At 61.9% G+C, this 25600-nt stretch carries 27 protein-coding genes; 21 read left to right on the top strand and 6 right to left on the bottom strand.

What is annotated here, in order from left to right:
* The first annotated feature begins 43 nt into the window (after nt 1–43).
* From FRF71_RS13440 to FRF71_RS13405, 8 genes are read left to right on the top strand one after another with little or no spacing between them, the layout of a single operon-like run.
* Complete coding sequence (locus FRF71_RS13440) at nt 44–1156, top strand: S-(hydroxymethyl)glutathione dehydrogenase/class III alcohol dehydrogenase (RefSeq protein ID WP_147091132.1); 1113 nt, start codon at nt 44–46, stop codon at nt 1154–1156.
* On the top strand, nt 1156–1539 hold the full coding sequence (locus FRF71_RS13435) for a VOC family protein (RefSeq protein WP_147091131.1): 384 nt from the start codon (nt 1156–1158) through the stop codon (nt 1537–1539). The genes FRF71_RS13440 and FRF71_RS13435 overlap by 1 nt, the downstream gene beginning before the upstream one ends.
* A complete protein-coding gene (gene fghA / locus FRF71_RS13430) occupies nt 1539–2372 on the top strand; it encodes an S-formylglutathione hydrolase (protein ID WP_147091130.1) in 834 nt (277 codons plus the stop codon). The genes FRF71_RS13435 and fghA overlap by 1 nt, the downstream gene beginning before the upstream one ends.
* Complete coding sequence (locus FRF71_RS13425) at nt 2369–2794, top strand: NAD(P)H-dependent oxidoreductase subunit E (RefSeq protein WP_147091129.1); 426 nt, start codon at nt 2369–2371, stop codon at nt 2792–2794. Before fghA ends, FRF71_RS13425 begins: the two co-directional genes overlap by 4 nt.
* A complete protein-coding gene (locus FRF71_RS13420) occupies nt 2791–4302 on the top strand; it encodes an NADH-ubiquinone oxidoreductase-F iron-sulfur binding region domain-containing protein (RefSeq protein WP_147091128.1) in 1512 nt (503 codons plus the stop codon). The genes FRF71_RS13425 and FRF71_RS13420 overlap by 4 nt, the downstream gene beginning before the upstream one ends.
* Nucleotides 4299–4829, top strand: a complete 531-nt coding sequence (gene mobA, locus FRF71_RS13415) for a molybdenum cofactor guanylyltransferase (protein WP_147091127.1) — start codon at nt 4299–4301, stop codon at nt 4827–4829. The genes FRF71_RS13420 and mobA overlap by 4 nt, the downstream gene beginning before the upstream one ends.
* A complete protein-coding gene (gene fdhF / locus FRF71_RS13410; protein ID WP_147091126.1) occupies nt 4819–7662 on the top strand; it encodes a formate dehydrogenase subunit alpha in 2844 nt (947 codons plus the stop codon). The genes mobA and fdhF overlap by 11 nt, the downstream gene beginning before the upstream one ends.
* A gap of 26 nt (nt 7663–7688) precedes the next feature.
* A complete protein-coding gene (locus FRF71_RS13405; protein WP_147091125.1) occupies nt 7689–7871 on the top strand; it encodes a formate dehydrogenase subunit delta in 183 nt (60 codons plus the stop codon).
* A 7-nt stretch (nt 7872–7878) separates the two neighbouring features.
* On the opposite strand, the gene FRF71_RS13400 is transcribed toward FRF71_RS13405, so the two are convergent.
* Together FRF71_RS13400 and FRF71_RS15815 are read right to left on the bottom strand one after the other, a co-directional pair.
* The gene (locus FRF71_RS13400; RefSeq protein WP_147091124.1) at nt 7879–8991 is read right to left on the bottom strand and encodes a tetratricopeptide repeat protein; all 1113 of its coding nucleotides are present in this window, start codon (nt 8989–8991) and stop codon (nt 7879–7881) included.
* Between the two features lie 20 nt (nt 8992–9011).
* Nucleotides 9012–9257, bottom strand: a complete 246-nt coding sequence (locus FRF71_RS15815; RefSeq protein ID WP_238339250.1) for a hypothetical protein — start codon at nt 9255–9257, stop codon at nt 9012–9014.
* Between FRF71_RS15815 and FRF71_RS13390 the strand changes: the two genes are divergently transcribed.
* Together FRF71_RS13390 and FRF71_RS13385 are read left to right on the top strand one after the other, a co-directional pair.
* Nucleotides 9256–9819, top strand: a complete 564-nt coding sequence (locus tag FRF71_RS13390) for a tetratricopeptide repeat protein (RefSeq protein WP_147091123.1) — start codon at nt 9256–9258, stop codon at nt 9817–9819. The genes FRF71_RS15815 and FRF71_RS13390 overlap by 2 nt on opposite strands.
* A gap of 10 nt (nt 9820–9829) precedes the next feature.
* A complete protein-coding gene (locus tag FRF71_RS13385) occupies nt 9830–10195 on the top strand; it encodes a hypothetical protein (protein WP_147091122.1) in 366 nt (121 codons plus the stop codon).
* Between the two features lie 402 nt (nt 10196–10597).
* Here FRF71_RS13385 and FRF71_RS13380 read toward each other — a convergent pair whose 3' ends face one another.
* The 3 genes from FRF71_RS13380 to FRF71_RS13370 all read right to left on the bottom strand — a co-directional run bounded on the left by FRF71_RS13380 (nt 10598) and on the right by FRF71_RS13370 (nt 14412).
* Nucleotides 10598–10993, bottom strand: a complete 396-nt coding sequence (locus tag FRF71_RS13380) for a transposase (protein WP_147091121.1) — start codon at nt 10991–10993, stop codon at nt 10598–10600.
* A 90-nt stretch (nt 10994–11083) separates the two neighbouring features.
* Nucleotides 11084–13396, bottom strand: a complete 2313-nt coding sequence (locus FRF71_RS13375; RefSeq protein WP_238339248.1) for a TonB-dependent receptor — start codon at nt 13394–13396, stop codon at nt 11084–11086.
* Between the two features lie 245 nt (nt 13397–13641).
* Nucleotides 13642–14412 (bottom strand): enoyl-CoA hydratase/isomerase family protein, encoded by a 771-nt coding sequence (locus FRF71_RS13370; protein ID WP_161597977.1) that lies wholly within the window; start codon nt 14410–14412, stop codon nt 13642–13644.
* Nucleotides 14413–14610: 198 nt separating this feature from the next.
* On the opposite strand from FRF71_RS13370, the gene FRF71_RS13365 reads away from it, so the two are divergent.
* From FRF71_RS13365 to FRF71_RS13325, 9 genes are all read left to right on the top strand, one after another.
* On the top strand, nt 14611–15750 hold the full coding sequence (locus tag FRF71_RS13365) for an acyl-CoA dehydrogenase family protein (protein ID WP_238339246.1): 1140 nt from the start codon (nt 14611–14613) through the stop codon (nt 15748–15750).
* Nucleotides 15747–16733, top strand: a complete 987-nt coding sequence (locus FRF71_RS13360) for an acyl-CoA dehydrogenase family protein (protein WP_147091118.1) — start codon at nt 15747–15749, stop codon at nt 16731–16733. The genes FRF71_RS13365 and FRF71_RS13360 overlap by 4 nt, the downstream gene beginning before the upstream one ends.
* Nucleotides 16734–16747: 14 nt before the next feature.
* Nucleotides 16748–17926 carry an acetyl-CoA C-acyltransferase gene (locus FRF71_RS13355; RefSeq protein ID WP_147091117.1) on the top strand — a complete coding sequence of 393 codons (1179 nt, stop codon included), beginning with the start codon at nt 16748–16750 and terminating at the stop codon, nt 17924–17926.
* Between the two features lie 126 nt (nt 17927–18052).
* The gene (locus FRF71_RS13350; protein ID WP_147091116.1) at nt 18053–19039 is read left to right on the top strand and encodes a thiamine pyrophosphate-dependent dehydrogenase E1 component subunit alpha; all 987 of its coding nucleotides are present in this window, start codon (nt 18053–18055) and stop codon (nt 19037–19039) included.
* Nucleotides 19036–20043 carry an alpha-ketoacid dehydrogenase subunit beta gene (locus tag FRF71_RS13345; RefSeq protein WP_147091115.1) on the top strand — a complete coding sequence of 336 codons (1008 nt, stop codon included), beginning with the start codon at nt 19036–19038 and terminating at the stop codon, nt 20041–20043. The genes FRF71_RS13350 and FRF71_RS13345 overlap by 4 nt, the downstream gene beginning before the upstream one ends.
* 3 nt (nt 20044–20046) lie before the next feature.
* Nucleotides 20047–20277, top strand: a complete 231-nt coding sequence (locus FRF71_RS13340; RefSeq protein ID WP_147091114.1) for a biotin/lipoyl-containing protein — start codon at nt 20047–20049, stop codon at nt 20275–20277.
* A 140-nt stretch (nt 20278–20417) separates the two neighbouring features.
* On the top strand, nt 20418–20975 hold the full coding sequence (locus FRF71_RS13335) for a nuclear transport factor 2 family protein (protein ID WP_147091113.1): 558 nt from the start codon (nt 20418–20420) through the stop codon (nt 20973–20975).
* An 84-nt stretch (nt 20976–21059) separates the two neighbouring features.
* Nucleotides 21060–21620 carry a nuclear transport factor 2 family protein gene (locus FRF71_RS13330; RefSeq protein ID WP_147091112.1) on the top strand — a complete coding sequence of 187 codons (561 nt, stop codon included), beginning with the start codon at nt 21060–21062 and terminating at the stop codon, nt 21618–21620.
* Nucleotides 21621–21651: 31 nt separating this feature from the next.
* Complete coding sequence (locus FRF71_RS13325; RefSeq protein WP_147091111.1) at nt 21652–22569, top strand: alpha/beta hydrolase; 918 nt, start codon at nt 21652–21654, stop codon at nt 22567–22569.
* A gap of 78 nt (nt 22570–22647) precedes the next feature.
* On the opposite strand, the gene FRF71_RS13320 is transcribed toward FRF71_RS13325, so the two are convergent.
* Nucleotides 22648–23748 carry a helix-turn-helix transcriptional regulator gene (locus tag FRF71_RS13320; protein ID WP_147091110.1) on the bottom strand — a complete coding sequence of 367 codons (1101 nt, stop codon included), beginning with the start codon at nt 23746–23748 and terminating at the stop codon, nt 22648–22650.
* Nucleotides 23749–23841: 93 nt separating this feature from the next.
* Here FRF71_RS13320 and FRF71_RS13315 point away from each other — a divergent pair, with 93 nt between their 5' ends.
* Together FRF71_RS13315 and FRF71_RS13310 are read left to right on the top strand one after the other, a co-directional pair.
* A complete protein-coding gene (locus FRF71_RS13315; RefSeq protein ID WP_238339244.1) occupies nt 23842–25014 on the top strand; it encodes a sulfotransferase family protein in 1173 nt (390 codons plus the stop codon).
* A gap of 28 nt (nt 25015–25042) precedes the next feature.
* On the top strand, nt 25043–25525 hold the full coding sequence (locus tag FRF71_RS13310; protein WP_161597976.1) for a VOC family protein: 483 nt from the start codon (nt 25043–25045) through the stop codon (nt 25523–25525).
* Nucleotides 25526–25600: the final 75 nt, after the last annotated feature.

Genomic DNA, 25600 nt, shown 5'->3' with positions numbered 1-25600 from the left:
GCCCCTATTGGCCGGCAAGTACTTTTCCAGGAGGGGAATACCGATGAAGACCCGCGCCGCCGTTGCCTTTGCCGCCAAGCAACCGCTCGAAATCGTTGAGCTGGACCTGGAGGGTCCGAAGGCAGGCGAAGTGCTGGTTGAAATCATGGCGACCGGCGTCTGCCACACCGATGCCTATACGCTCGATGGCTTGGACAGTGAGGGCATCTTCCCCTCGATCCTCGGCCATGAAGGCGCCGGGATCGTGCGCGAGGTGGGCCCGGGTGTAACCTCGGTCAATCCGGGCGATCACGTGATCCCGCTCTACACGCCGGAATGCCGCCAGTGTAAGTCGTGCCTTTCGGGCAAGACCAACCTCTGCACCGCGATCCGCGCGACCCAGGGCCAGGGGCTGATGCCTGACGGGACCAGCCGGTTCTCCTACAAGGGGCAGACGATCTATCACTACATGGGCTGCAGCACGTTCTCGAATTTCACGGTCCTGCCCGAGATTGCCGTTGCCAAGATTCGTGAAGACGCGCCGTTCCAGTCTTCGTGCTACATCGGCTGCGGCGTCACAACCGGCGTGGGTGCGGTGATCAACACGGCCAAGGTCCAGGTCGGTGACAATGTCGTGGTCTTCGGCCTTGGCGGGATCGGCCTGAACGTGATTCAGGGCGCGCGGCTGGCCGGTGCCAACAAGATCATCGGCGTCGACATCAATCCTGATCGTGAGGAATGGGGCCGCCGTTTCGGCATGACCGAGTTCCTCAATTCCAAGGGCATGAGCCGCGAAGATACCGTGGCGAAGATCGTCGCCATGACTGACGGAGGGGCCGACTATACGTTCGATGCCACCGGCAACACCGAAGTGATGCGCACCGCCCTTGAAGCTTGCCACCGTGGCTGGGGCACTAGCATCATTATCGGTGTGGCCGAAGCTGGCAAGGAAATCGCCACGCGCCCTTTCCAATTGGTCACCGGCCGCAACTGGCGGGGTACGGCCTTTGGCGGGGCCAAGGGCCGCACCGACGTGCCGAAAATCGTCGACATGTATATGACTGGCAAAATCGAGATCGACCCGATGATCACGCATGTGATGGGCCTTGAAGAGATCAACACCGCCTTCGACCTGATGCATGCTGGCAAGTCGATCCGCTCGGTCGTGGTGTTCTGATGTTCAGTCACGTCACCATTGGTGCCAACGATATCGCAGTGGCCAAACAGTTCTATGACGCCGCACTCGGCGCGCTCGGCGTTCCCCCGGGTGAGATCGATGTTCGTGGTCGGCTGATCTACAATCATGCCGGCGGGCGGCTGCTTATTACCAACCCCATCAATGGCCAGCCCACGCACGGCGGTAACGGCCATACGCTGGGCTTTGTCGCCGCCTCCCCGGCCGAAGTGGATGCCTGGCACACAGCCGGGCTCGCTAACGGCGGCACCGCGATCGAAGACCCGCCGGGCGAACGCCATCCGCCAGACGGGCGTGTCCTGTACCTCGCTTACCTGCGCGATCCATCGGGCAACAAGCTGTGCGGATTTCATCGGGTCAAGTGATGGAAACCGTCTCCACCAATCGCAGCCACGGCGGCACTCAGGGCGTTTACACGCACCAGAGCACTGCGACCGGCACGGCGATGACCTTCTCGGTCTTCGTGCCGGACCACGCTCCGGAGGCCAAGCTGCCTGTGCTGTGGTATCTGTCCGGCCTGACCTGCACCCACGCCAACGTCACCGAGAAGGGTGAGTTCCGGGCCGCCTGCGCCGAGCACGGGATCATCTTCATCGCGCCTGATACCAGCCCGCGCGGCGATGATCTGCCGGATGATGAGGCTTATGATTTCGGCAAGGGTGCCGGCTTCTATGTCGATGCAGTGCAGGCGCCGTGGTCAGTCAATTACCGCATGCGCACTTACATCGAGCAGGAACTGCCCGCCCTGGTTGCGGAGCACTTCCCGGTCGACATGGCGCGCCAAGGGATCACCGGCCATTCGATGGGTGGCCATGGTGCCCTAACCATCGGCCTGCGCAATCCTGATCGCTTCCGCTCGGTCAGTGCCTTTTCTCCGATTGTCAGTCCGCTCAATTGCCCTTGGGGGGAGAAAGCGCTGGGCGGATACTTGGGTCCCGACAAGGCCGCTTGGCGCGCGTATGACGCCTGCGCGCTGATCGAGGACGGGGCCCGCTTGCCCGACCTGCTGGTCGATCAGGGCGATGCCGACAGTTTCCTGCACGAGCAGCTCAAGACCGGACTGCTGGTCATGGCCTGCCGCAAGGCCGGCATCCCCGCGACGATCCGGATGCAGCCGGGCTATGACCATTCCTACTACTTCATCTCGACCTTCATGGCCGATCATATCGGCTGGCACGCCGCGCGTCTGAAGGCGTGACGCAGGAGCAGCGCATCGCCGAAATCTGCGCGGCCCATGCGGCGCAGGAAGGGCCCTTGCTGCCGATCCTTCATGACGTCCAGGCCGAGTTTGGCTGCGTGGATGCAGCCGCCGAACGGGTGATCGCGCACGAGCTGAACCTCAGCCGCGCCGAAGTGCACGGCGTGGTCAGCTTCTACCATGACTTCACGGCCGAACCCGATCCACGCCCCTGCATCGAATTATGCCGGGCCGAAGCCTGCCAGGCGCGCGGGGTCGAAGCGCTGGTTGCCGCCGCTGAAACCGCAGCCGGTGAGCGGGTGCAGCTCAAGACAGTCTATTGCCTCGGCCTATGCAGTGTCGGACCGGCAGCGCGGGTTGGCGACCGTCTCCATGCCCGTCTGGACCAGGCGAGCTTGGTCAAGCTGGTGCAGTTGACATGACGGTCGTGCGGATCAGCGACGATGCGCTTGCCCTCGCTTGCGGAGCGGGTGCAGTCGCGCATGCATTTGCGGAAGCAGGATCTGAGATTGAGCGGGTCTCCAGTTGGGGGATGCACTGGCTGGAACCGCTGGTTGAGATTGATGGCCAGGGGTTTGGGCCAGTCTCTCCCGCCGATGTGCAAGCGATCCTGGCTGGCCATTCGGACAAGGCGATTGGCCCGATCGTCCAGCACCCTTTCATCGCCGGCCAGCAGCGATTGACCTTCGCCCGCGCGGGCAGGACCCGCCCGCTCAGCCTTGAAGACTATGCAGCAACGGGGGGGTGGACTGCCCTCGCCCGTGCCCGGGCAATGGCGCCGGCGGATGTTATCGCCGAAGTCACTGGCTCTGGTCTGCGCGGTCGCGGGGGGGCGGGTTTCCCGGCTGGGGTCAAATGGCAAACGGTTCTAGCCGCCGCGGCGCCGCGCAAATTCGTGGTCTGCAATGCCGACGAAGGCGACAGCGGGACCTTTGCCGACCGGATGCTGATGGAAGGCGATCCCTTTCAGCTGATTGAGGGCATGGCCATCGCGGGCCACGCGGTCGGTGCCTGGCAAGGCTTCATCTATATCCGAAGCGAGTATCCGCATGCGATTGCCAAGCTGCGTGCTGCGATTTCGCTGGCCGCGTCTCAGATCGCGCCGTTCCAGATCGAGGTTCGCGTTGGCGCAGGGGCCTATGTTTGCGGAGAAGAAACCTCACTCCTGAACTCGATTGAGGGTAAGCGGGGAGAAGTCAGGGCGAAGCCGCCCTTGCCTGCAATCGAGGGCCTGTTCGGTTGTCCCACCGTGGTGAACAATGTCCTCACTCTCGCCGCGATCCCGCACATTCTGACTGACTGTGGTTCAAGCCTTTACGACAGCCTTGGCATCGACCGGTCCAAAGGGACAATGCCGATCCAACTTGCCGGCAATATCAAGCACGGCGGGCTGTTTGAAACGGCCTTCGGGATCACCTTGAACGATCTGATTCATGGTATTGGCGGGGGAACTGCTTCGGGCCGCCCGGTCAAGGCCGTTCAGGTGGGTGGCCCGCTTGGCGCATACCTTCATCCTAGCCAGTTCGATCTGCCGTTCGATTATGAAGCCTATTCGCGCGCTAATGCGCTGATCGGTCATGGCGGCGTGGTGGTGTTCGACGATACGGCCAACATGGGTGCACTCGCCCGTTTTGCGTTCCAGTTCTGCGCGGCGGAAAGCTGCGGAAAGTGTACGCCGTGCCGGATCGGCTCGACCCGTGGAGTCGAACTGATCGATCGAATTCGCTCTGGCCAACACGTGCCGGACTTGGTTGCAGCGCTTCCGCAGATGCACAACGCCCGCAATCACGCGCGCAGCCGGGAAGAGGAACTGGCTCTGCTTGAGGACCTGTGCGAAACCATGCAGTACGGATCGCTTTGCGCACTGGGCGGGTTCACGCCCTATCCGGTGCGCTCGGCACTGAAGCATTGGCCGGAGGACTTCGCATGATCCTCGGATGCGTATTGGCAGGCGGCCAGTCGAGCCGCTTCGGCAGCGATAAGGCGTTGGCGGAGCTGCACGGTCGCACGCTCCTGTCACGCGCCGTCGATACGCTCTCAGGCTGGTGCGAACATGTCGTGGTGGTTGGCCGGGCCGAGGCCCCTGCCCCGACATTGCCCGATTGGCCCCGCCCTGGAATGGGTCCGCTTGGTGGACTAGCCGCCGCGCTCCACCTTGCGGCAGACGAGGGATACGAGGCGGTACTCACTTGCGGTGTCGATGCGCCGCACCTGCCAGACGATCTGCTAGCCCTTCTGGTGCCCGCCCCGACCTACCTGGCCGCACAGCCAGTGATCGGGCTGTGGCCGGTCAGCAGCGTTGCGGCGATCGAAGCGATCCTGCACGGCACCGGCAAACACTCGATGCGCGCCCTGGCCGAAGCGATTGGCGCTCGGCCGGCGAACCTGTCTGCCGCGCCGGCCAACATCAACACGCCCGACGATCTGCGGGCGGTGGAGACGCACCATGGGCTATGAACGGCAAGTCGATTTCGGCACGCCGGCGGTCCAGTCGGACAGCGCAGTTTCGCTGACCATCGACGGTCGTTCGGTTACTGTCCCCGCCGGGACCAGCATCATGCGCGCGGCGGCCGAGAGCGGCGGCTCGATCCCCAGCCTCTGCGCGACCGACAGCGTCAAGGCGTTCGGTTCGTGCCGGATGTGCCTCGTCCAGATTGAGGGACGGCGCGGCACCCCCGCGAGCTGCACCACCCCGGTCGAGCCCGGCATGGTGGTGCACACCCAGACCGCGCTGCTTACCCGGCTGCGGCGCGGGGTGATGGAACTCTACATCTCCGATCATCCGCTCGATTGCCTGACCTGCAGCGCCAACAACGATTGCGAGTTGCAGGATACCGCCGCCGAAGTCGGTTTGCGGGACGTGCGTTATGGCTATGCGGGCGAGAACCACCTCGGCCTCGAAACCGATGCCTCAAACCCCTATTTCGATTTCGACCCCTCGAAATGCATCGCCTGCTCGCGCTGCGTACGCGCCTGTGACGAAGTCCAGGGCACGCTCGCACTGACCATGGATGGCCGCGGCTTCGCCTCCAAGATCAGCGCGGGCCAGGCCGGCGACGATTTCCTGTCCAGCGAATGCGTTTCCTGCGGCGCCTGCGTGCAAGCCTGCCCAACCGCGACCTTGCAGGAAAAGGCGGTCAAGGAAATCGGCAAGCCCGAGCGCGCGGTGATCACCACCTGCGCCTATTGCGGGGTCGGCTGCACGTTCCGCGCCGAAATGCGCGGGGAGCAGCTGGTCCGGATGGTGCCGTGGAAGGACGGCAAGGCCAACCGCGGCCACTCCTGCGTCAAGGGCCGCTTCGCCTGGGGCTATGCCAACCACCAGGACCGGATCACGGAGCCGATGATCCGGGATTCGATCGAGGAACCCTGGCGTGTGGTCAGCTGGGCGGAAGCCTTTGCTCACACCGCCGCGCGGCTGAACGCGATCAAGGCTCAGCATGGCCCGCGCGCACTCGGCGGGATCACCTCGAGCCGCTGCACCAACGAGGAAACCTTCCTGGTCCAGAAGCTGGTCCGCGCCGGGTTCGGATCGAACAATGTCGATACCTGCGCACGGGTCTGTCACTCACCGACCGGCTATGGCCTGAAGACTACCTTTGGGACTTCGGCCGGCACGCAAGACTTTGACTCGGTGATGGATTCGGACGTGATCCTCGTGATCGGCGCCAACCCAACCGACGCGCACCCCGTCTTTGCTTCACGCATGAAGCGGCGGTTGCGCCAGGGCGCCAAGCTGATCGTGATCGACCCGCGCCGGATCGACCTGGTCCGTAGCCCGCACATCCAGGCCGCGCATCACCTCCCGCTCCAGCCCGGCACCAATGTCGCGGTGCTGACCGCAATGGCTCACGTCATCGTCACCGAAGGCCTCGCCGACGAGGCCTTCATTCGCGAACGCTGCGACTGGGACGAATACCAGGACTGGGCGCGCTTCGTGTCCGACGAGAAGCACAGCCCGGAAGTGCTGGAGGCCGTGACCCGCGTCCCTGCCGCCGAGCTGCGCGCTGCTGCCCGACTGTTTGCCACCGGTGGCAACGGGGCGATCTATTACGGCCTCGGCGTGACCGAGCACAGCCAGGGTTCCTCAACCGTCATGGCGATCGCCAACCTTGCCATGGTTACCGGCAACATCGGCCGGCGCGGTGTGGGCGTGAACCCGCTCCGCGGGCAAAACAACGTCCAGGGCGCCTGCGACATGGGCTCGTTCCCGCACGAGCTTTCGGGCTATCGCCACATCTCCGACGTCGCCACCCGCGGCCTGTTCGAACAGGTCTGGGGCGTCACGCTTGATCCCGAACCTGGCCTGCGCATTCCCAACATGCTCGACGCCGCGCTCGATGGCTCGTTCCGGGCGATCTACATCCAGGGCGAAGACATCCTCCAGTCCGATCCCAACACCCATCATGTCGCCGCCGGACTCAAGGCAATGGAACTGGTCATCGTCCACGACCTGTTCCTCAACGAGACCGCCAATTACGCACATGTCTTCCTGCCGGGTTCGACCTTCCTCGAGAAGAACGGCACCTTCACCAATGCCGAACGGCGGATTCAACTGGTCCGCAAGGTGATGGAGCCGGCTAATGGCCTCGAGGACTGGGAGGTGACACAGGAGATCGCCCGGGCGATGGGGCTTGAGTGGAACTACGCGCACCCGAGCGAGATCATGGACGAGATCGCGCGGCTTACCCCGACCTTTGCCGGAGTTTCGTTTGGACGGCTCGATCGCGAGGGTTCGCTGCAGTGGCCGGTCAATGACAAGGCGCCTGATGGCAGCCCGATCATGCACGTTGATGGGTTCGTGCGGGGCAAGGGTAAGTTTGTTGTGACCGACTATGTGCCGACCGACGAGAAGACCGGCCCGCGCTTCCCACTGCTGCTCACCACCGGACGCATCCTCAGCCAGTACAACGTCGGCGCGCAAACCCGGCGGACTGCGAACACAGTCTGGCACGATGAGGACCTGCTCGAGATCCACCCGACCGACGCTGAGAACCGCGGCATCAAGAGCGGTGACTGGGTCCGCCTTGCCAGCAGGACCGGCGAGACCACCCTGCGCGCCGAGGTGACAGAGCGGGTCGCGCCGGGCGTGGTCTACACTACCTTTCACCACCCTGCGACCCAGGCCAATGTCGTCACGACCGAGTTCTCCGACTGGGCTACGAACTGTCCGGAGTACAAGGTTACGGCGGTGCAGGTTTCGCCCAGCAATGGGCCAACCGAATGGCAAGAAAGCTATGCCAGCTGGTCCGAAAAGAGCCGCCGTATCGCGGCCGAACCGGCCGAGTAGCAATGGACAGTGCTCGACTTACCTACATGGCCAATCAGATCGCCCGGAATCTTGCCGCCCAAGGTGAGGATGCAGCGATCGCCGCAACCGCGCAGCATATTCGCGATTTCTGGGATCCACGGATGAAGGCGGCGATCATCGCGGTTGATCCAGCACCCCTCGAACCCATCGCCCGGGCCGCGATTGAACGGCTACGCTCGGCGCTATAGCCGCGACCTACATCGCCATCTTAGCGAGAGCCTCGGCCAGGGTCGATCCGTCCGGACCCATCGGCTGCTTGGCCGCGATCTCAAAGATCCGCTGCGCCTTCGCCTGATCGCCCTCGGCCGCGGCCAGGATCATCCCAGTAAAGGCTACCGAGAAGGCATTGCGATCCAGGCGCCGCGCGATCTCCAGACGGTGCCGCGCGGCTTCAAAATTCCCGGCAATTGCTTCCATGGCTGCCAGCGAACCTTGGGCTTCACCAAAGGTATCATCGTGGCGCAGCGCCGTCTCAATGCGTTCACGCGCGGCGTCTGGGTTACCAGCAAGAAAATGGGCCCATCCCGCCGCTAGCCAGGCGCCCAGGTGATCATCGAACTGCTCTGCCCCGCGATCGAGGTGGTCGAGCGCCTCGTTGCTCCTGCCAGTTGCGAGCTCGACCAGCCCGAGCCCAACATGGGCCCGTGGATTGTCTGGGCGCGTGGTGAGCGAGCGCAGAAACATCGCGCGCGCGGCATCGTGGTTGCTATCGGCCAGAGCAAAAGTGCCAAGCGTGGCCAAGGCATCGGGATGATCACCGCCCAGCTTCGCAGCCTCGCGCGCCAATTCCGGTTCGTCCATGTCTAGCGCCAACAGCGCGATTGCCGCATGCAGCGGTTGATAGTCCGGGAAACGCGCTGTGTACTGCGGGATCTTCGCTTGGGCTTCCGCAAATTCACCCAGATGATGAGCCAGCTGCAGGTCAAGCATGGCCGCCTGCGGCAGGTCTGTCCCGCTCACGTCGCCCAGCGTCTCGCGTGCCGCCAAATGATTGTCGGACAGGGCCTGGCTCCACGCCAGATTGAACCGCGCGCCCTGATCATCGGGCGCTTCATCCAGTCGCGCGGCATAAATCCGTTGGGCGGTCTCCTGGTCCCCGCCCCGCATGGCGGCGATGCCGGCAAGGCTCAGACCTCGCGTACCCAACCGGTTCGCTGCCAAAAACGGCGCCAGCAGCTCGCGCGCCAGCTCGATCCGATTGGCTTCAAGTGCCGCACCGGCGCAATCAACCGCCAGGACCGGGTTGTCCCGATCGTGATCAAGATAGCCAAGGAGACGTTCGAGCTTCGCTTCTGCTTCTTCAGCCACTTTTCTTTCCCCAACCAAGCTTAGGCCGAAGCGGGTTCCAGTCTTACCACGTCAAACGATGACAAAGACATGCGTGTCGGGATCTCATCAACCGAGATCACCGCAAGCTGCACCATGGTCCGCTGGGTCGTTATAATCTGCCCTTTCAGCAGATTGCCTTGCTGCTTGGATTGAGCAAGGGTCGCGTATCGCAATTGCATTCGCAAGGGCTCGAGCGCCTGCGCAAACAGATGGCGCCTGTGCGCTAAGGCAAGGGAGGTCTGCATGTCCGATGAGTTGGCATCCGAGGCCGAAATCGCGGGGCTGATCACCGCGATCGAAACCCGCGCCGATGGCGAGGATCAGGACATTGCCGCGCTGCTCCGTCGCTACCCGGATGATCCGCGGTTGCATTTCATGCTCGGCTCAGTCCTGGCCGGCAAGGGGCGGGCAATCGAGGCGCATCGATCGATGAGCCGTGCGGTCGTGCTGGCCCCTGGCTTCCAGGTGGCGCGGTATCAGCTTGGCTTTTTCGAACTCACTTCGGGCGAATCGGAGCGCGCGCTGTCAACCTGGGGGCCACTGCTTGCCGCGCCGCGCGACAACTATCTGCGCATCTTTGTTGAAGGGATGACTCACCTGATCCGCGACGAGTTTGCCGAGGCGATTGCGCAGTTCCAGGCGGGGATTGCCCTCAACACCGAAAACCCACCCATGAACGCCGATATCCAACTGCTGATTGCTGAGTGCCGTAAGCTCATGGATCGGACAGGCGGGTCTGCTGAGGAGGATGTCTCTGCCACGGCGCTGCTGCTGGGCCGGTTCTCCGGCAACCGCACAGTCCAGTAGGCCAATCGGAATGGTAACGATCAGCAATGCCGACCAGGTCGTGGCCATGGTCCGCGCGCAGCTCGAGCGAATGTCGCGCGAGCGCAAGGTTGACAAGGTCGGCCGCCCGCCGAAGTCGGGCAGCACCGGATCTGCCGGCAAATTAGCACCGGCCAGTCGGCAATCGCGGCTGGAGGCCATTTGCAACCTCGTCGACCTGCCCGAAGAGGAGTTTGATCGGGTCTTGGGGGGTGCATTGCTGTCTTACGAATTCGGCGAAGATATTGGGCGCGATTCCCGGTTCCAGTCGCTGGTTGGTCGAACCACCGCAATCCTTCGGGGTGACCCCGATCTTGCCGCGATGCTAAGCGATCTGCGCCAAGGCCTGCTTGATTGAGGGCCAATGCCCCCGGGCTGTTCCCGAGGCTTGTTCAAGACCAAGCTGGTAGCGGAGGAGGGATCTATAATTCCTCTACAAAATATTGATTTATTGCATTTTTATCGGCGATAAGTTTTCAATACCCCCACCAATACCCCCGACTATTTCGGCTTTGCGACTGCGTGTTTCGGCAATCGGATGAACTGAGCTTCTCCAGCTCAGCCAGCGCCCCTTCCTGATTGGATCCCTTCAGAAACAGTGGATGCTCGTGCTTTGACCGAGAAGCGGAGATCAGAGCACGCGGCCACCCTTCGGCGGCGAGGAACCAACCCCGACTTGTTTTGGTACAGGCCGTGTAAAAACGCGTTGGCAGACTAACGGCGCTGATTCCGGATTGGCGCGGAAGGTTGCCGTTCACCTTCAGGTCTGGATTGCGGTGATCATCGCCGGGACACCGAGGATGGCGACCACCCTTTTGAAGTTATAGGCCAGGATGTGGAGACTGGCTTCCGTTCTGACATTTTTTAGCGTCTTCATTTGGAAGTGGGTCGAGCCCATCCAGGATTTCAGCGTGCCGAACGGATGCTCGACCGTTTGTCGGCGGATTCGCATCGCCTCTGGCCTATGATCGAGGCGACGCTCCATTGCCTCTACGACAGCCTCATGCTCCCATCGTCTGACCCGCCGTTCCTTGCCGGTCGTGCATTGGTCATGGAGCGCGCATGTCTGGCAGTTCGAGCTCCAATAACCTTCATCCCGAATTCTGGACCGCTTAAGCCGGCAAATTCCAGTATTGATCGGATGGTCACCTTTCAGGGGAGCACGTTAGGTGGCGCCAAGAAAACAAGCCGCGCTACACCCCCGCACCTACTTCGGTGCGGGGGCTGCTACATAAACAACTCAGGATCAGAACTTGTAGGACAGCTCAAGACCGTATGTTCTTGGTTCACCGTAAGTGCTGGAGATGTAGCCAGCTTCGCGATAAATACCAATCACGCCAACACGATAGAACTGGTCGGTCAGATTATTCACGAAAGCGGCAGCCCCGATCCCGGTCCCCTTGATGTTCCCGAGCGATGCTCGGAGGTTCACCAGGGCATAGCCCTTTTGCAGGCTCTGGTCGTCATTGAGATCAAGCCAGATTTTGCTGCGATAAGACATGCTGGCATTGAGGTTCAAGTCTCCCAAACCGGCGAGTGGAGTTGCATAATTCAGCGTAACACCAACCTGATGCTGGGGAGCACCGACCAGTTCATGTTCGAACGGTTGCAGTCCCTTCGTGATATCGATGTTCACATAGGCATAGGACAGCGTCATATCGAACGGACCGGAATGCAACCCTGCATCGAATTCTGCGCCATAGTTGTGCTGGGCAGCCGTATTGGAGATGATTGTCGTGACGTTGCCGCCACCATCGATGCCGGCCTGCTGCTTCTGTACATTCCTGTAATTCTGGAAAAACAGGGCCGTAGCAGTCGTCAGGCGCGCACCGCCCAGATCTGTGCGCGTTTTCAAGCCGAGTTCGTACTCCTGCACCTTCTCCGGATTGAAGGGTGCCAGTTCGGCGTCAGATGTTGCCCGGAGCGAGAACCCGCCCGCCCTGAAGCCTTTTCGCGTGGAAATATAAGCCGTCAGCGCATCTGAAGGCTGATATTGCAGCGTCACATCCCAGGTGAAGGCATTCCAGGTGTTGGAATTCGAGTGAGTGCACTGTGCGAACGGGAAGCTCGTCCCGTCAGGTCGACGATACAGGCATACACCGAGCGCTGGAAGCTGGGGAGACACAGTCGCGCTGCGCTTGTCGGTGGTGTAGCGTCCGCCAGCAGACAGTTGGAACTTGTCGGAGAACTTGTAGGTGCCTGCGAGGTAACCCGCCACCGCCTCCGCGCGCCCGGTACCTCCCAGAGCGTTCCTGAACAGGACAGCGGGTGTCGTCAGCGGCAATCCCTGACTGACGAGCGCAAGTTCGGGAAACTGTTGCGAAGTGGACCCGTCAGACCCTTGCTCAAGGAAGTAGTAAATTCCGGCTACGAAATTGAGGCGATTATCGAGCGCCTTCCCCTGAACTTGAAATTCTTCACTGTATTGCTCGATATTTCGTGTCTGTGCAGAGTTGATCAGGAAAGCCGGAACTCCGTCCAGGTCCTGAAAGGAAGCATACTCCACTTTTCGATAACCAAACACGTTCTTCAACGTGAGATCACCGACCGGAATTATGGTGCGATTGGTCACGCCCCAGTTCTTGCTGTATTCGTACGGTTTGAATCCATAGGCGTCGAGATTGCCGCCGTCACCGAAGCCCTGATCGAATTGTTGGCGGCCCAAGGTTTGCTGCCGGGCAAACTGCGCAACCGGGTCCGCGACGTTCAGGCCTAGCGAACGAAAGTACGCGTAGGCCCCGATGGCCGGCGCGGCCGGGTTGATGGCGGTCGGATAGAGGGCGGACCCGTGAATACGACTGCGCAGCCAATCGAAGATAGTGGTCGATTCGATCCCGCCGCCCGGCGTCAGTCGTAGTGAAGCACGGAAGGTATCGTAGTTCTGATCATCATAATCCCGACCGTCACTGACGTCCGTCGTGTACCCCTTGCGTTCGCGGGTCTTCCCGGCAACACGCAGCGATGCCCAGTCCGCTAGCGGAATGTTGAGCATGCCGTAAACGTCATGCATCTTGTAGTTGCCGACTTGCGCGACCACCTCGGCCGCCAGTTTGTCGGTCGGTCGATTGGGCTCAACCAGCACGGCACCGCCAGTCATGTTGCGGCCGAACAGCGTGCCCTGGACGCCCTTGAGCACCTGGACCGACTGGATATCATAAAGCGATGATGCAAACCCGATGGATCGCGCCTGCAAAACTTCCGCAAAGTAGGCACCAACCGGCTGGTCGGTCAGCAGCTGCGCCTCGTTCGTGCGCTGGCCGCGCAGCGAAAGGGCGAAGGCCGTCCGACTCGTCCCCTGAGTGGTGATCGTCAAGGACGGCGCCACTGCCTGGATGTTGGCAATGTCCGTGGCTCCCGTCTTGGCAAGCGCGGCGCCGGATACCGCAGTAACCGCGATTGGCACGTTCTGCAGGGATTCTTCACGGCGCCGTGCGGTGACAACAATATCGCCAGTCTCGTTACCGGCAGTGGCAGTCGCATCGCGTGCCGGTGCCGGCGTTGCATCCTCGGCCCAGGCCTGCCCGGCACCCGAGATCAATGCCGCAGAAGCCAGCAACATCCGCCCAAACATCCTCATCGCATCTTCCCCTCGAATTTTTGGTCTGCAGGATGCGGAATATTGGCAACTTGGCGTGACGAACAGGGAGACGGCCCGTTGATCACAATCGCGATGGCGGGTCCGCAATCGCTCTCACAAAACGCCAGTCAAAGGGGAATTTGTTTCCAAACGACGCACGTTGAAAACCGCGGATTCCGTAGCCCCATGGCACACCGGCGCCGGCGCACTTGCTTCGATGAGGCGACTCACGCGCCGCGATAGGCGGGCTTGCGTTTTTCCTTGAACGCCCGGGTCCCTTCCGCGAAATCTTCCGTCCACGTCATAAGTGCCTGAACGGCGGCTTCGAATTCCAAAGCCTCATCGAGTGACTGGGTCGGCGCGCTGTCGAACTGACGCTTTATTTGCGAAAGAGCGAGTGTCGGGGCGGTAGCGAAGCTTGCCGCCAACTCGTTCGCACGGGCGAGCGCAGTACCCGGCTCTACCGCCTCCAACGCAAAGCCAAGCCGTGCTGCTTCCTCGCCGCTCACAAACCGGCCGCTGTAGGCAATCTCCTTTGCCCGCATTACCCCCACGTGTCGTTCGAGCAGCCACCCCGCCGCCCCGTCCATCGCGAGCCCGATGTGGCGGAAGGCAAACTGGAAGCGCGCGTTCTCGGCGCAAACGACGAAATCGCAAGCGAGCGCTAACGCGAACGCCACGCCGATGCACACGCCTTCGACTGCGGCAATCACCGGCTTGTTGGTGTGCGCCACGCTGCGCACCATGCGATGCAGGGTCCGTGATTTGACCATGTTACCCCGGACTCCGCCGGTTCCCATTTCGCCCACGTCGGCCCCCGCGGCGAAATCGCCCCCTGCGCCGGTCAAGATAATCGCGCGGACCTCGTCGTCGTCCTGCAGATCCTGGAACACACTCTGAAAAGCTTGCCGCATCGCCATGGTCACCGCGTTCTTGCGTTCTGGGCGATTGATCGTGACGGTGGCGACTCCGGCCTCGCGGGTCACATCGATCGACATCAGCGGCTCTCCTGCATTTCGCGTAACGCCCCGATCAAGCGGAGGTCGCGGCCCGAATGGAGTGAGATCTCTAGCAGCCATCAGAACTCCGGCCAGCCCGCTTGTCAGGCATATCGCTGCTGTGATGAACCGGAGTGGGCAATTGGCTCACTGCAGCAGCTACGCCACAGAGGCGACAAACAGCAGGCAGAACTCGTCGTGCAGACTTTTGCGATTCAGGCCATGTCTTTCCCGGAAGAGGGCCCGGCTCTTCGCCGCCAGGTGCGAGCTCTGGTTGAGGAACACGTGGGCTTCGACGACCCGGCGGCACGAACAAACTGCTGGGCGGTGGCCAATCCGGATTTCAGTCGTGCGCTGGGCGCGGCCGGGCTGCTTGGCATGACATGGCCGCGTGCATACGGCGGGCACGAGCGCAGCCCGCTCGAACGCTATGTTGTGCTTGAGGAACTGCTTGCAGCAGGGGCTCCGGTTGGCGCGCACTGGATTGCGGATCGACAGACAGGTACGTTGCTGCTTCGCTATGGCCACGAGGAGGAGCGTCGCCGCTGGGTGCCCGGGATGGCGCGCGGTGAGATCTACGCGTGCATCGGCCTTTCCGAACCTGGCGCCGGTTCCGATCTCGCAGCAGTTCGGACGACCGCGCGGCGTGACGGCGAGGGCTGGGTCATCGATGGACAGAAAGTCTGGACGACCAACGCCCACAACGCCCACGTCATGATCGCGCTCGTACGCTCCGAAGAAGGCTCGCAGCGCAATGCCGGGCTCAGTCAGTTCGTCATCCCAATGGACGCGCCGGGGGTCATCGTGCGTCCGATCATCGACCTCACCGGCGGGCATGATTTCAATGAGGTGTTCTTCGATGGCGTCCGACTGCCAGCCACCGCGCTACTCGGTATCGAAGGCGAGGGATGGAAACAGGCCACTGCCGAGCTGTCGCTCGAGCGATCCGGGCCGGAGCGATACCTCTCATGCCAGACGCTACTCACCGAACTGATCCGTGCGGTCGGTACGGAGCCAAGCGAGGGAGTGCGTGCGCTGATTGGTCGGCTCGTATCCGAGACCTGGACGCTGCGTTTGATGTCGGCGTCGGTCGCGGCGCAGATCGCGGCCGGCCATGATCCAGCGCTCGAAGCGACGATCGTGAAAGACCTCGGGAACAGCTTCGAGCAAGCAATGCCCGAACTGATCCAAGCCGCGGTTGAAACAGACCTTTCCAGCGAGGCGGCCTTGCCCATCATGCTTGGCCATCTGCTTCAGGTTTCGCCCTCGTTTTCTCTTCGCGGCGGCACGCGCGAAATCCTCAAGGGCATCATCGCGCGGGGGCTTGGCCTTAGATGAATGAACAACAACAGATGCTGGCGGACATGGCGAACGGCCTCTTTGGGAGCCTCGGGCCAGGAGCAACTGTCGAGCGCGATTGGGACCAAGTGGTGGAACTCGGCCTCCCCTCGCTCGTGCTCCCAGAAGACGCCGGTGGCTTTGGTGGAACGTGGCAGGATGCGCTGATCGTATTCCGTCTCATCGGTTACCATGCGCTCGCGCTGCCTCTTGCAGAGGCAGCAGTCGCCGCCCGCCTGGCAGCAGGTCTCGGCTTTGCCGGGCGAGGGACAATTGCATCACGTTCGGACGGGAAGATTGTCGACGAACGCTTCACCGGCACCGTTCAAGGTGCTGTGGCGAGCGAGGGCGCTGGGTTCGTTGCGGCGCCCATCCCCGGTGGAACGGGTGGAACGATGATCCTCGCGACCGAGGGCGCGGTTTGCATCGCCGGCCGCAATCCTGCTGGCGAGCCGCGTGATGTCCTGCACTTTACCAAGGCACCGGTACGCGCGGGGTATGAGGATGTGTTCAAGCTCGGCGCCTTTGTTCGCGTTGCTCAGATTGCCGGCGGGCTCGATGCTGCGCTTTCGATGTCGGTTCGCTACGTGAACGAACGGCAGCAATTCGGAAGACCGCTTGCCAAGTTCCAGGCAGTGCAGCAGTCGCTGGCCACCTTCGCCTGCGAAGCGGCGGCGGCGAACTGTGCGGCGATGGGCGTTGCCCAGGCGCTTGATCGCAGCGGAGGAGACGCAAGATTCGAGGTCGCCGCCGCCAAGCTCCGCGCCAATCGCGCGGTGGGTGCGGGCACCTCGGCCGCGCACCAGGTGCACGGCGCTATCGGTTTTACGCAGGATTATGCTCTTCAGCCGAACACCCGCAGGCTGTGGTCTGCCCGCAGCGAGTTCGGCGGTGATAGTCATTGGGCAGCGCAAATAGGCGGGCGTGTCGCGGTCGCCGGCGCCGATCGCTTCTGGGCTGACCTCACCGCTCTCACCGACTGACAGGATCCATCCATATGCCCGATGCCGTGATCGTCGCCACTGCCCGCACCGCCATTGGCAAGGCCGGTCGCGGTGCGCTCAACAATCTCGACGGAGCCGATCTTGGAGCGCTGGTCATTCGCGAGGCCATGTCGCGGGCTGGTCTTGAGGGCGCAGAAGTGGAGGACGTGATGCTCGGCGCGGCGCGTCTCGAAGGACCGCAGGGCGGCAACCTCGGGCGCATGGCGGCCTTGCGCGCGGGGCTGCCGGTCTCGGTTGCGGGCTTTGCGATGGACCGCAAGTGCGCCTCGGGCCTCAACACCATTGCTCTCGCGGCGCAACGGATCATTGCTGGGGAAGAAGGCATCTATGTGGCTGGCGGCTTGGACAGCTGCTCGCTCGCACTGCCCGGTACCCGCGCCGACAGGCTCCAGAACCCCTGGCTCAAGGACCACGCACCCGGCGTCTACGACAGTATGATCCAGACCGCAGAGACTGTTGCGGCGCGCTACGGTATCAGCCGAGAGGCGCAGGACGAGTTCTCACTAGTCAGCCAACAGCGCATTGCTACAGCACAGGCCGAGGGCAGGTTCGAAACTGAGATCGTGCCGGTTACGGTAATCAAACTGCTCAAGGACAAGACTGGTGCCGTCGTTGGCGAAGAAACGGTGAAGTTCGCACAGGACGAAGGCAATCGACCCGGAACGTCGCTCGAGAGCCTCGCCGCGCTGCGCCCGGTGATCGAAGGAGGGACGGTTACCGCGGGCAATGCAAGCCAGCTTTCGGATGGTGCGAGCGTTTGTGTCGTGATGAGCGATCGCGAGGCGGCACGGCGCCGCCTGCATCCACTGGGTGTTTTTCGGGGTTTTGCAGTCGCGGGCTGCGAACCCGACGAAATGGGCATTGGACCGGTGTTCGCAGTGCCCAAACTGCTTGAACGCGCAAGCCTGTCGGTGGACGACATCGGCCTTTGGGAGCTCAACGAGGCTTTTGCGGTCCAGGCAATCTACTGCCGTGATCGACTGGGTATCGATCCGGCGCGGCTAAATGTGAATGGCGGTGCCATCGCGATCGGCCATCCATTCGGTATGTCTGGTTCTCGCCTCACAGGTCACGCCCTGATCGAGGGCAAACGCCGAGGCGAAAAGTACGTCGTAGTGACGATGTGCGTTGCGGGCGGAATCGGCGCGGCAGGACTGTTTGAGATCACCTGAAGGGGTGCAGTCATCGGTCATACGATGGCTGTCCCGAGTGGCTCGACAGCGCGCGGCCAGCATGGCTACTCGGCGATGACGGCTCCCGGCACAGACCGGTGAAGCTGACCCGACGGAGACGCTGGCATGACGAGCACCTATGCGCCTGACAGGACGACCCTGTTTGGGATCTACAAGCGGGTCGCGCTGTTAAAGGCCAACGACGAGCGCAGCCGCAAGGTGATCATGACCGGCCGACTGGTGATGCCCTACTACAGCTACCGCGGCCAAGAGGTGATCCCTGCCGCGATGGCGACCGCGCTGACCGACGACGATTACTGGGTGACGATCTACCGGGGCATTCACGACATGCTCGCGAAGGGCATGCCGCTCAATGACCTCTGGGCCGAGATCGCTGGGCGGGTCGACGGTACCTGCAAGGGCAAGGGGGGGCCAATGCACCTCACCTACCCCGAGAAGGGGATCATGGTGACGACCGGCATTGTCGGCTCATCAATGCCGATCGCCAATGGCATCGCATGGGGCTCGCAGCTCAAGGGCAACAACCGGGTAACGGTGGCGACTTTCGGCGATGGCGCGACAAACATCGGCGCGTTTCATGAGAGCCTCAACCTTGCTTCGGTCTGGAAGCTGCCCGTGATTTTTCTGTGCCAGAACAACCTGTACAGCGAGCACACGACCTACGAAAAGGCGACCGCAGCCAAGCGCGTCGCTGACCGAGCCGCTGCATACAACATGCCCGGCGTGCGCGTGAACGGCAACGATCCAGTCGAGATGTATGCTGCCGCGCGCGAGGCGGTGGACCGCGCCCGCGCTGGCGACGGCCCGACATTGATCGAGGCAATGACCTTCCGCTTTTACGGCCACGTGTTCGGCGATGCCGATGCCTACATGGACAAGGGACAGAAGCAGGCGGCAATGGATGCCGACCCGGTGCCGCTTTTCCGCGCTCGGTTGATCGCGGAAGGGATCGCCACCGAGGCGGAACTCGTCGCGATCGAAGCAGAGATCGAGACGCGTATCGATACCGCAGTCGAGTTCGCGCTCGCCTCGGCTTTCCCCGATCTCGGTGAACTGACCCGTGATGTCTACGCTGAGGGAGAAGTGGCATGAACGCGACCGCCACCAACGCCAAGCCGGTCACCATCCTGCAAGCAATCAACAGCGCCCTCGCCGATGCCATGGCAGAGGATGAAACGGTGCTCGTGCTCGGCGAGGATGTTGCCGATCCGGAGGAAGGGGGCGTAGTCGGTGTTACCAAGGGCCTCTCGACCCGCTTTGGCGATCACCGTGTTCGCTCGACGCCAATCTCCGAGCAGGCGATCATCGGCGCGGCGATCGGAGCGAGCCTTGTGGGCTTTAGGCCCGTGGCCGAGATCATGCTGATGAATTTCACGACGGTCGCGATGGATATGATCGTCAATCACGCGGCTAAACTGCGGTTCATGTCTGGTGGGCAGACCCACGTCCCGATTGTGATCCGCACCATGACCGGCACCGGTTTTGCCTCGGGCGGCCAACACTGCGACTATCTCGAAGCGTGGTTTGCGCACACCGCAGGCATGAAGGTCGTCGCCCCGTCGAACCCGGCCGATGCTTACGGTTTGATGCGCGCCGCGATTCTCGATCCCGACCCTGTTCTCTACATTGAGAACCTGCCGTCGTACTGGACGCCCGGCGAGGCGCCGCCGACTGGCTTCGTGGTGCCGCTGGGCAAGGCGCGGGTTGCGAAGGAAGGCACAGATATCACCATCGTCAGCTATTCGCGCGTGCTCACCGAAGTGCTCGGCGCTGTCGAGGCGATGGAGGCAGCCGGTGTTTCAGCCGAAGTGATCGACTTGCGCACGATCTCGCCGTGGGACAAGGAGACGGTGTTCGCTTCGGTGGCGAAGACGGGCCGCTGCCTGATCGCGCACGAGGCGGTCACCCAGTTCGGCGTCGGTGCGGAGATCGCCGCGACGCTCCAGGCCGAGTTCTTCGGCCAGCTCAAGGCCCCCGTTGGGCGGCTCGGCGCGCCTTACGCACCGGTGCCGTTCTCCAAGCCGCTTGAAGCCGCCTATGCCCCCACCGCCGCGCGGATCGCCGAAGTTGCGATCGCGCTGACCAAGGACCACTGAACCATGGCTACTGAAGTCCTCCTGCCCAAGATCGGCTTTTCAATGAATGAAGGCGTCCTCGCCGAATGGCTCGTTGCCGACGGCGATCAGGTCAGCGAAGGCCAGGTGATCTACTTGCTCGAGAGTGACAAGTCGACCAACGAGGTCGAAAGCCCAGCCAGCGGTACGATCCGGATCGCAGCCCAGGTGGGCGAAACCTACGAGGTCGGCGCTGTGCTCGCGGTGATACAGTAAACTTATCGCCGGCTTTCGATGATCAAACTATGGCCGGGACCACCTGTTGAAGCAAGTACGACCATAGTTGGCGAGTATTCTTCAAGCAGGCGTAGGTTCGCACGCATTGTGCGCTGACATGCAAGAGACTGAGAAAGCCAATGAGCGAGACAAGCATCACACCCGACCTCGTCGAATTCATCCGACAGGCCAAGGATCGACAGGAGATTCATGACTGCCTTCTGCGATACACTCGCGGCGTGGACAGGCACGACAAGGCACTGATGATGTCTGCATACCACGCCGACGCCTGGGATGAGCATGGGGTAGCGGAAGGTGACCCCGAGGCATTCTGCAATTGGGCAATCGGTTGGCATGCCCAAGCGCAGACACACCACCAACATATCATCACCAATCATACCGTCGAGATCGACGGCGACACCGCCCATGCTGAAACCTATTACCTGTTTCTCGGGGAGAACCGCGAAGGTCCGCCATCGCTCGCATTCGGGCGCTATGTCGACCGATTTGAAAAACGTAACGGCAAGTGGGCCATCGCCCACCGGGTCTGCGTCAACGAGAAAGCGGGTGCCTTCGTGGACATCGACATACCTGACGAGTGGCTCGCTGCGATGCGTTCCACCGGTCCTGATCGCCGCGACTCCCATGATATATCCTATAGACGCCCGTTGATCAGGACTGGCGGGACCGCCAGTTGATCACCGAAGGCCGACCGGCCGAGGGTTGGTTTCGATTTCGTCGCAAGGCCGTGTCCAGATCGTAAGGCTGCAACGGAGGGCAGGATGAGCGAGATTACCGAGCTGGCTCGCCGGGTTGAGCGAACGGAGGCACGGCAGGCGATCGGGGAACTCCCGGCCCGCTATGCGCTTGCGGTTGATGCTCGCGATATCGAGGCTTGGGTTAACTTGTTCGTCGAGGACGTGGACTGTGGCCGCCGTGGGACGGGGCGCGATGCGCTGCGCAGCTTTATCGTGCCAAGCGTGCGCACTTTTTACCGATCAATCCACCAGATCTGCGGGCACACGGTCGATTTCATCGACGACGATCATGCGACCGGTACAGTCTACTGCCGGGCCGAGCACGAGGACGGCGACCAGTGGGTGGTCATGGCGATCATTTACTTCGATCGATACGTCCGGCGCGACAGGCAGTGGTACTTCGAGACGCGGCACGAGAAGCACTGGTACTCTGCCGACGTTCTTGAGCGCCCTGCCCCCCCATTCCAACTTTGGAAGACTTGGGCGAGCCGCTTGCCCGAACTGCCGGGAGACTTCCCGACGTGGCGCCCATTCTGGGAAGGGATGGACCAGGATGTGCTCTCAGCCCTGACCCGCAGGCCATGAAAACAATTCACCCCGTCAGAAGGAAAACGTCATGAGCGAAAAGGTCATCCAGTTCGCCAGTCAGAGCATCACCTGTGAGGGCACTCTCCATCTGCCAGTGGGGTTCGACGCTCAACACAAATACCCTGCCCTGGTCATCGGCCACGGCTTCACGGTGTCGCGTAGCAGTCTGGTGCAGGAAGCGCGTCTCTTCGCCGAAGCCGGCTATATTACTCTGGCGATCGACTATCGTCATTTTGGTACTTCAGGCGGCGAACCGCGCGGACGGCTCTGGCCCATGCAGGAGGTCGAGGACTTCCGTGCCGCGATCGACTGGCTCGAAACGCAGCCGGGTGTCGACCCAACCCGCATAGGCATCTGGGGAACAAGCTTCGGTGGCGGGATCGTCACCCATGTAGCAGCGCACGACATCCGCGTTCGTGCTTGCGTGGCGCAGGCGCCAATCCTCGATGGCGACTTCTGGATCCGTTCGCTCAATCGCGAAACTGACTATCTGGCCGTACGCAAGTACCTTCTTGCCGCAAGGCGCAAGCGCCTTGTTGAAGGCGGAGATCCGACGATGCCAATGGGAGCGCAGCCCGAGGATGGCTTCATGCCGATGCCGGCCGATCCAGCAATGATCGAGGACGTCATGGGCTGGTATCAGAAAACCGGCGACATGCTGATGCACTCAGCTCCGGAGATAACGATCGAAAGCTTTGAACAAGTCATGCAGTTTGACGCGACATACACCGCTCGCAAGATCGCACCGCGCGCCTACTGCATCGTCCAGCTCACGGGTCACGATGTGTACCATCCCAACGAGCCGATCCAGACCGCTTACCGGGTCGCTGGGGAGCCCAAGCGAATGGTGTCGCTGAAGATGGATCAACTTGATGCGTACAAGCCTGGCTTCCGCGAGCAGGCGATTGGCGCGGCAGCGGCTTTCTTCGACGAATATCTCGCCTGAGAGTGACCCTCTCAGGAACGAAGCAACCGAGTACGGCTCGGCAGACCGGAATAGTGACATCCTCTACCGAGCCGGCCTTCAGGCAAGGCTCAGGGTGCTGGTAAGAAGAAGGCGAACAAGCTCGGCCTGCCGTCTGGTGCCTGTCTTCTGAAAGATGCGCTTTGAGTACGTTCGCGCGGACTGCAATGTGATGCCCATCATTTGCGCTGCTTCCGCAAGCGTATTCCCCTTGCCCAGGGCCAGCGCAAGCCGCGCCTCGGACGCGGTGAGGCGGAACATCTCGGCCAGTGATTCTAAGCTGTCGCCAGCCGATCGCGGATCGCAGTGCACATATGCGCGCAGGACAGGTGTGTGCCGGCCCGTTGCTGGCCGCTCAGTCACTGGCAATAGAAGCATGTCGGCACCGGCAGCGTCGCCAAGCCGCAGCGCCCGAGGGCGGCCCGCGGCCTCGCGAGCGAAGTCACGAAGCGCCGCAGCGAGGGTTCGTGCAGCCCCGCCATTTTGCAGTACCAGCCGTCCCCGCGGATCGCGTGACATGACCTCGCCGGCAACCATCAGCCGGCTAGCCAACGGATCGGCATCAATGATCTGCCCATCGGCTGCCAGCGTGACCAGTCCAACATTGAGCCGGTCCATCGCGCGCGCGTAGGCTGCTAGCCGGGAGTGGGCATCCGCGAGTTGGACATAGGTCTCAAGTGCAATGCCCAGATGCAGAGCAAGGCGTCCGAGCACCTCGCGATCTCTGCTGGAGAAGCCGGGATCATCAGCCATCACTGTCAGCCATGCGTTCGCCCCGTGGGTCTCGGTGATCCGCACGATCAGCAGGTGCTTGGCGCCAAGGTGATCGAGCAACCCCTGCATCCTCGCCATGCCGACTTCCTCTCCAGGCCCGAACAACTCCGCAAGAGAGAAGACCTGCCCCGCGCCAAGCCGATAGTAGGGCAGCGGGTCCTCGCGGTGAAAACCGCCGAAATAAAACTGCGAGATTTCCTCTTCGTCGCCGCCACTGGCGAAGGAGGTCAGCTCAGACATTGGCGCGTCAGTTCGCCGTAGAGTCAGATTCGCGTGAACCGCGCCCATTGTTTGGCGAAGAGCGGCTGCAAATGGCTTCCAGCCAGCTGGATCAATCACCCCCTGATGCGCGGCAGCGATCAACCCGTTTTCACCTTCAGCGTCCATTGCGCCCTTCCTTGCTGCATTGCCATTTGGGGACGGCGGCAGGCTGCAATGCGGCTAATATTCGCATCGGAGAGGTTGGGAAAGGAACATCGGGTGACAAGGATCGCCAAAGTGGGCGAAGACTGCCTTTTTGCAGGCAGCCGCGAGGAGATGTGTGCCGAAGCGGCGCGTCGAACCGGTCTCGAAGACTTCGGCAAGCCCGACTTTCATGAAGGCCTTGACCGACTGCTCGATGAGCTGGATAGCGCAAACCTGTCTCCGCAAGGAGCAATCGCCGCTCGCGAAAGCATACTCGGCCACCTGACCGGGCGGCTCCGCTCCATTGACGGCTTCAAGCGCCATGCCGAGGCGATGCTGCGCCCGGTGGTTCGGCCCTTGATCGTGACTGGCATCGTCCGTTCGGGCACTACGGCATTGCACAAGCTGCTTTCGATGGACCCGCAGTTCCAGGGAGCAGAGCATTGGCTCTGCGCTGCACCTCAGCCGCGTCCGCCGCGCAGCGCCTGGTCCGACAATCCGGACTTCAGGAATTCGAAGTCAATCCTTGATGGCATGATCGCACAGGCTCCCGAATTCCTTGAAGATCACGGCATGGCGGTGGACACAGTCGAGGAATCTCTCAATCTGCTGGCCCAACGGTTCTGCACCAACATGTTCCCGTCTCAGTTCGTCATCCCGAGGTATGATTTCTGGTATCGAATGCAGGATGACACCCCCAGCTATCGCCATTTTGCAGACAATCTCCGGTTGATCGGTGCCAATGATCCGGACCGGCGGTGGCTTCTCAAGAACCCCACCGACACGCTTTCCCTCCACGAAGTCTTGGCAGTCTTCCCGGATGCAATGGTGGTTCAAACCCACCGAGATCCGCTGCAGTCAATTCCCTCTGTCGTTAACCTGATCAGTGCCGCACACCGCATGTTTTGCGGTGAAAACGCTGATGCTGCCCGTGTTTATGCGCGCGAAGAAGAGTTCTGGGAACTAGCTCTGCGGCGCGCAGACGAGGTCAAGGCGAAGCATCCGGGGCAGGTTTTCGACGTCCAGTTTGCAGATTTCGTCCGCGACCAGATCGGTTTCGTGCATCGCATCTATGATCACTTTGGCCTCGAACTGTCCGCGCAGGCTGAAGTGGCAATGCGTGGCTGGCTTGCCGCGAATCCCCGTCGCTCGACCACGATGCAGCGCTTCACCCCCGAGGACTTCGGCGGCAGCAGCGATGCGCTGAAAGAGCGCTACGCCGCTTACCGCGGACGCTACGGCTACTGACACCATGTGCTCAATGGAGACAACCGCGATGACCGTTCCCCTGTTGGACAGGATTTTTCAGATCGCCTACGTAACGAACGACGTTGCCCGGGCGGAAGCGCTGTTTCGCGAAAGGTTCGGTACTGGCGCCTTTAGCAGGATGGACCCGCCGGGCGGCTTTATGCGGATCTCGCTCGCCTTCGCGCAGCAGACGATGATCGAGCTGATCGAACCTGTCGGCGATGCCGTCGAGCTCTACGCGAACTGGATCGCCGGTCGGCAGGACTTCGTCGTTCGACATCATCATTTTGGCATGCTGGTCGATAGCAAGGCCGAACTCTCGGCAATCAGGGCTGCACACGTCGAAGGCGGCACTGCAATTGCGATGGAAGGCGAGATGCCCGGCGCCCTCGACTATCTCTATGTCGATACGACGCAATCCCTCGGACACTATCTTGAATACATCCGGTTGGAAGAGGGCGGACGAGCCATGTTTGCTGGCGTTGAGGGCAGCACCTTCCAGGCGACCTGATCGCATCTCGGCCTCGATTTGGCCCTACGCCTCGACAGAACCAATCGGTCGCTGCTCTCAGAACGTCGAGAGAGA

The sequence above is a fragment of the Novosphingobium ginsenosidimutans genome, from assembly GCF_007954425.1.
Classification (GTDB): Bacteria; Pseudomonadota; Alphaproteobacteria; order Sphingomonadales; family Sphingomonadaceae; genus Novosphingobium; species Novosphingobium ginsenosidimutans.
The sequence above is the reverse complement of the archived record's forward strand: the minus strand, read 5'-3'. Positions and strand labels throughout refer to the sequence as shown.

Bases quoted from the DNA above. Each gene is read 5' to 3' on its own strand.
- FRF71_RS13325 (WP_147091111.1), top strand. From the start codon at position 21,652: ATGAGCGAAAAGGTCATCCAGTTCGCCAGTCAGAGCATCACCTGTGAG.
- mobA (WP_147091127.1), top strand. From the start codon at position 4,299: ATGATCCTCGGATGCGTATTGGCAGGCGGCCAGTCGAGCCGCTTCGGC.
- FRF71_RS13435 (WP_147091131.1), top strand. From the start codon at position 1,156: ATGTTCAGTCACGTCACCATTGGTGCCAACGATATCGCAGTGGCCAAA.
- FRF71_RS13375 (WP_238339248.1), bottom strand. From the start codon at position 13,396: ATGTTGCTGGCTTCTGCGGCATTGATCTCGGGTGCCGGGCAGGCCTGG.
- FRF71_RS13385 (WP_147091122.1), top strand. From the start codon at position 9,830: ATGGTAACGATCAGCAATGCCGACCAGGTCGTGGCCATGGTCCGCGCG.
- FRF71_RS13355 (WP_147091117.1), top strand. From the start codon at position 16,748: ATGCCCGATGCCGTGATCGTCGCCACTGCCCGCACCGCCATTGGCAAG.
- FRF71_RS13420 (WP_147091128.1), top strand. From the start codon at position 2,791: ATGACGGTCGTGCGGATCAGCGACGATGCGCTTGCCCTCGCTTGCGGA.
- FRF71_RS13320 (WP_147091110.1), bottom strand. From the start codon at position 23,748: ATGGACGCTGAAGGTGAAAACGGGTTGATCGCTGCCGCGCATCAGGGG.
- FRF71_RS13360 (WP_147091118.1), top strand. From the start codon at position 15,747: ATGAATGAACAACAACAGATGCTGGCGGACATGGCGAACGGCCTCTTT.
- FRF71_RS13310 (WP_161597976.1), top strand. From the start codon at position 25,043: ATGACCGTTCCCCTGTTGGACAGGATTTTTCAGATCGCCTACGTAACG.
- FRF71_RS13340 (WP_147091114.1), top strand. From the start codon at position 20,047: ATGGCTACTGAAGTCCTCCTGCCCAAGATCGGCTTTTCAATGAATGAA.
- FRF71_RS13335 (WP_147091113.1), top strand. From the start codon at position 20,418: ATGAGCGAGACAAGCATCACACCCGACCTCGTCGAATTCATCCGACAG.
- FRF71_RS13345 (WP_147091115.1), top strand. From the start codon at position 19,036: ATGAACGCGACCGCCACCAACGCCAAGCCGGTCACCATCCTGCAAGCA.
- FRF71_RS13390 (WP_147091123.1), top strand. From the start codon at position 9,256: ATGTCCGATGAGTTGGCATCCGAGGCCGAAATCGCGGGGCTGATCACC.
- FRF71_RS13330 (WP_147091112.1), top strand. From the start codon at position 21,060: ATGAGCGAGATTACCGAGCTGGCTCGCCGGGTTGAGCGAACGGAGGCA.
- FRF71_RS13440 (WP_147091132.1), top strand. From the start codon at position 44: ATGAAGACCCGCGCCGCCGTTGCCTTTGCCGCCAAGCAACCGCTCGAA.
- FRF71_RS13405 (WP_147091125.1), top strand. From the start codon at position 7,689: ATGGCCAATCAGATCGCCCGGAATCTTGCCGCCCAAGGTGAGGATGCA.
- FRF71_RS13350 (WP_147091116.1), top strand. From the start codon at position 18,053: ATGACGAGCACCTATGCGCCTGACAGGACGACCCTGTTTGGGATCTAC.
- fdhF (WP_147091126.1), top strand. From the start codon at position 4,819: ATGGGCTATGAACGGCAAGTCGATTTCGGCACGCCGGCGGTCCAGTCG.
- FRF71_RS13370 (WP_161597977.1), bottom strand. From the start codon at position 14,412: ATGTCGATCGATGTGACCCGCGAGGCCGGAGTCGCCACCGTCACGATC.
- FRF71_RS15815 (WP_238339250.1), bottom strand. From the start codon at position 9,257: ATGCAGACCTCCCTTGCCTTAGCGCACAGGCGCCATCTGTTTGCGCAG.
- fghA (WP_147091130.1), top strand. From the start codon at position 1,539: ATGGAAACCGTCTCCACCAATCGCAGCCACGGCGGCACTCAGGGCGTT.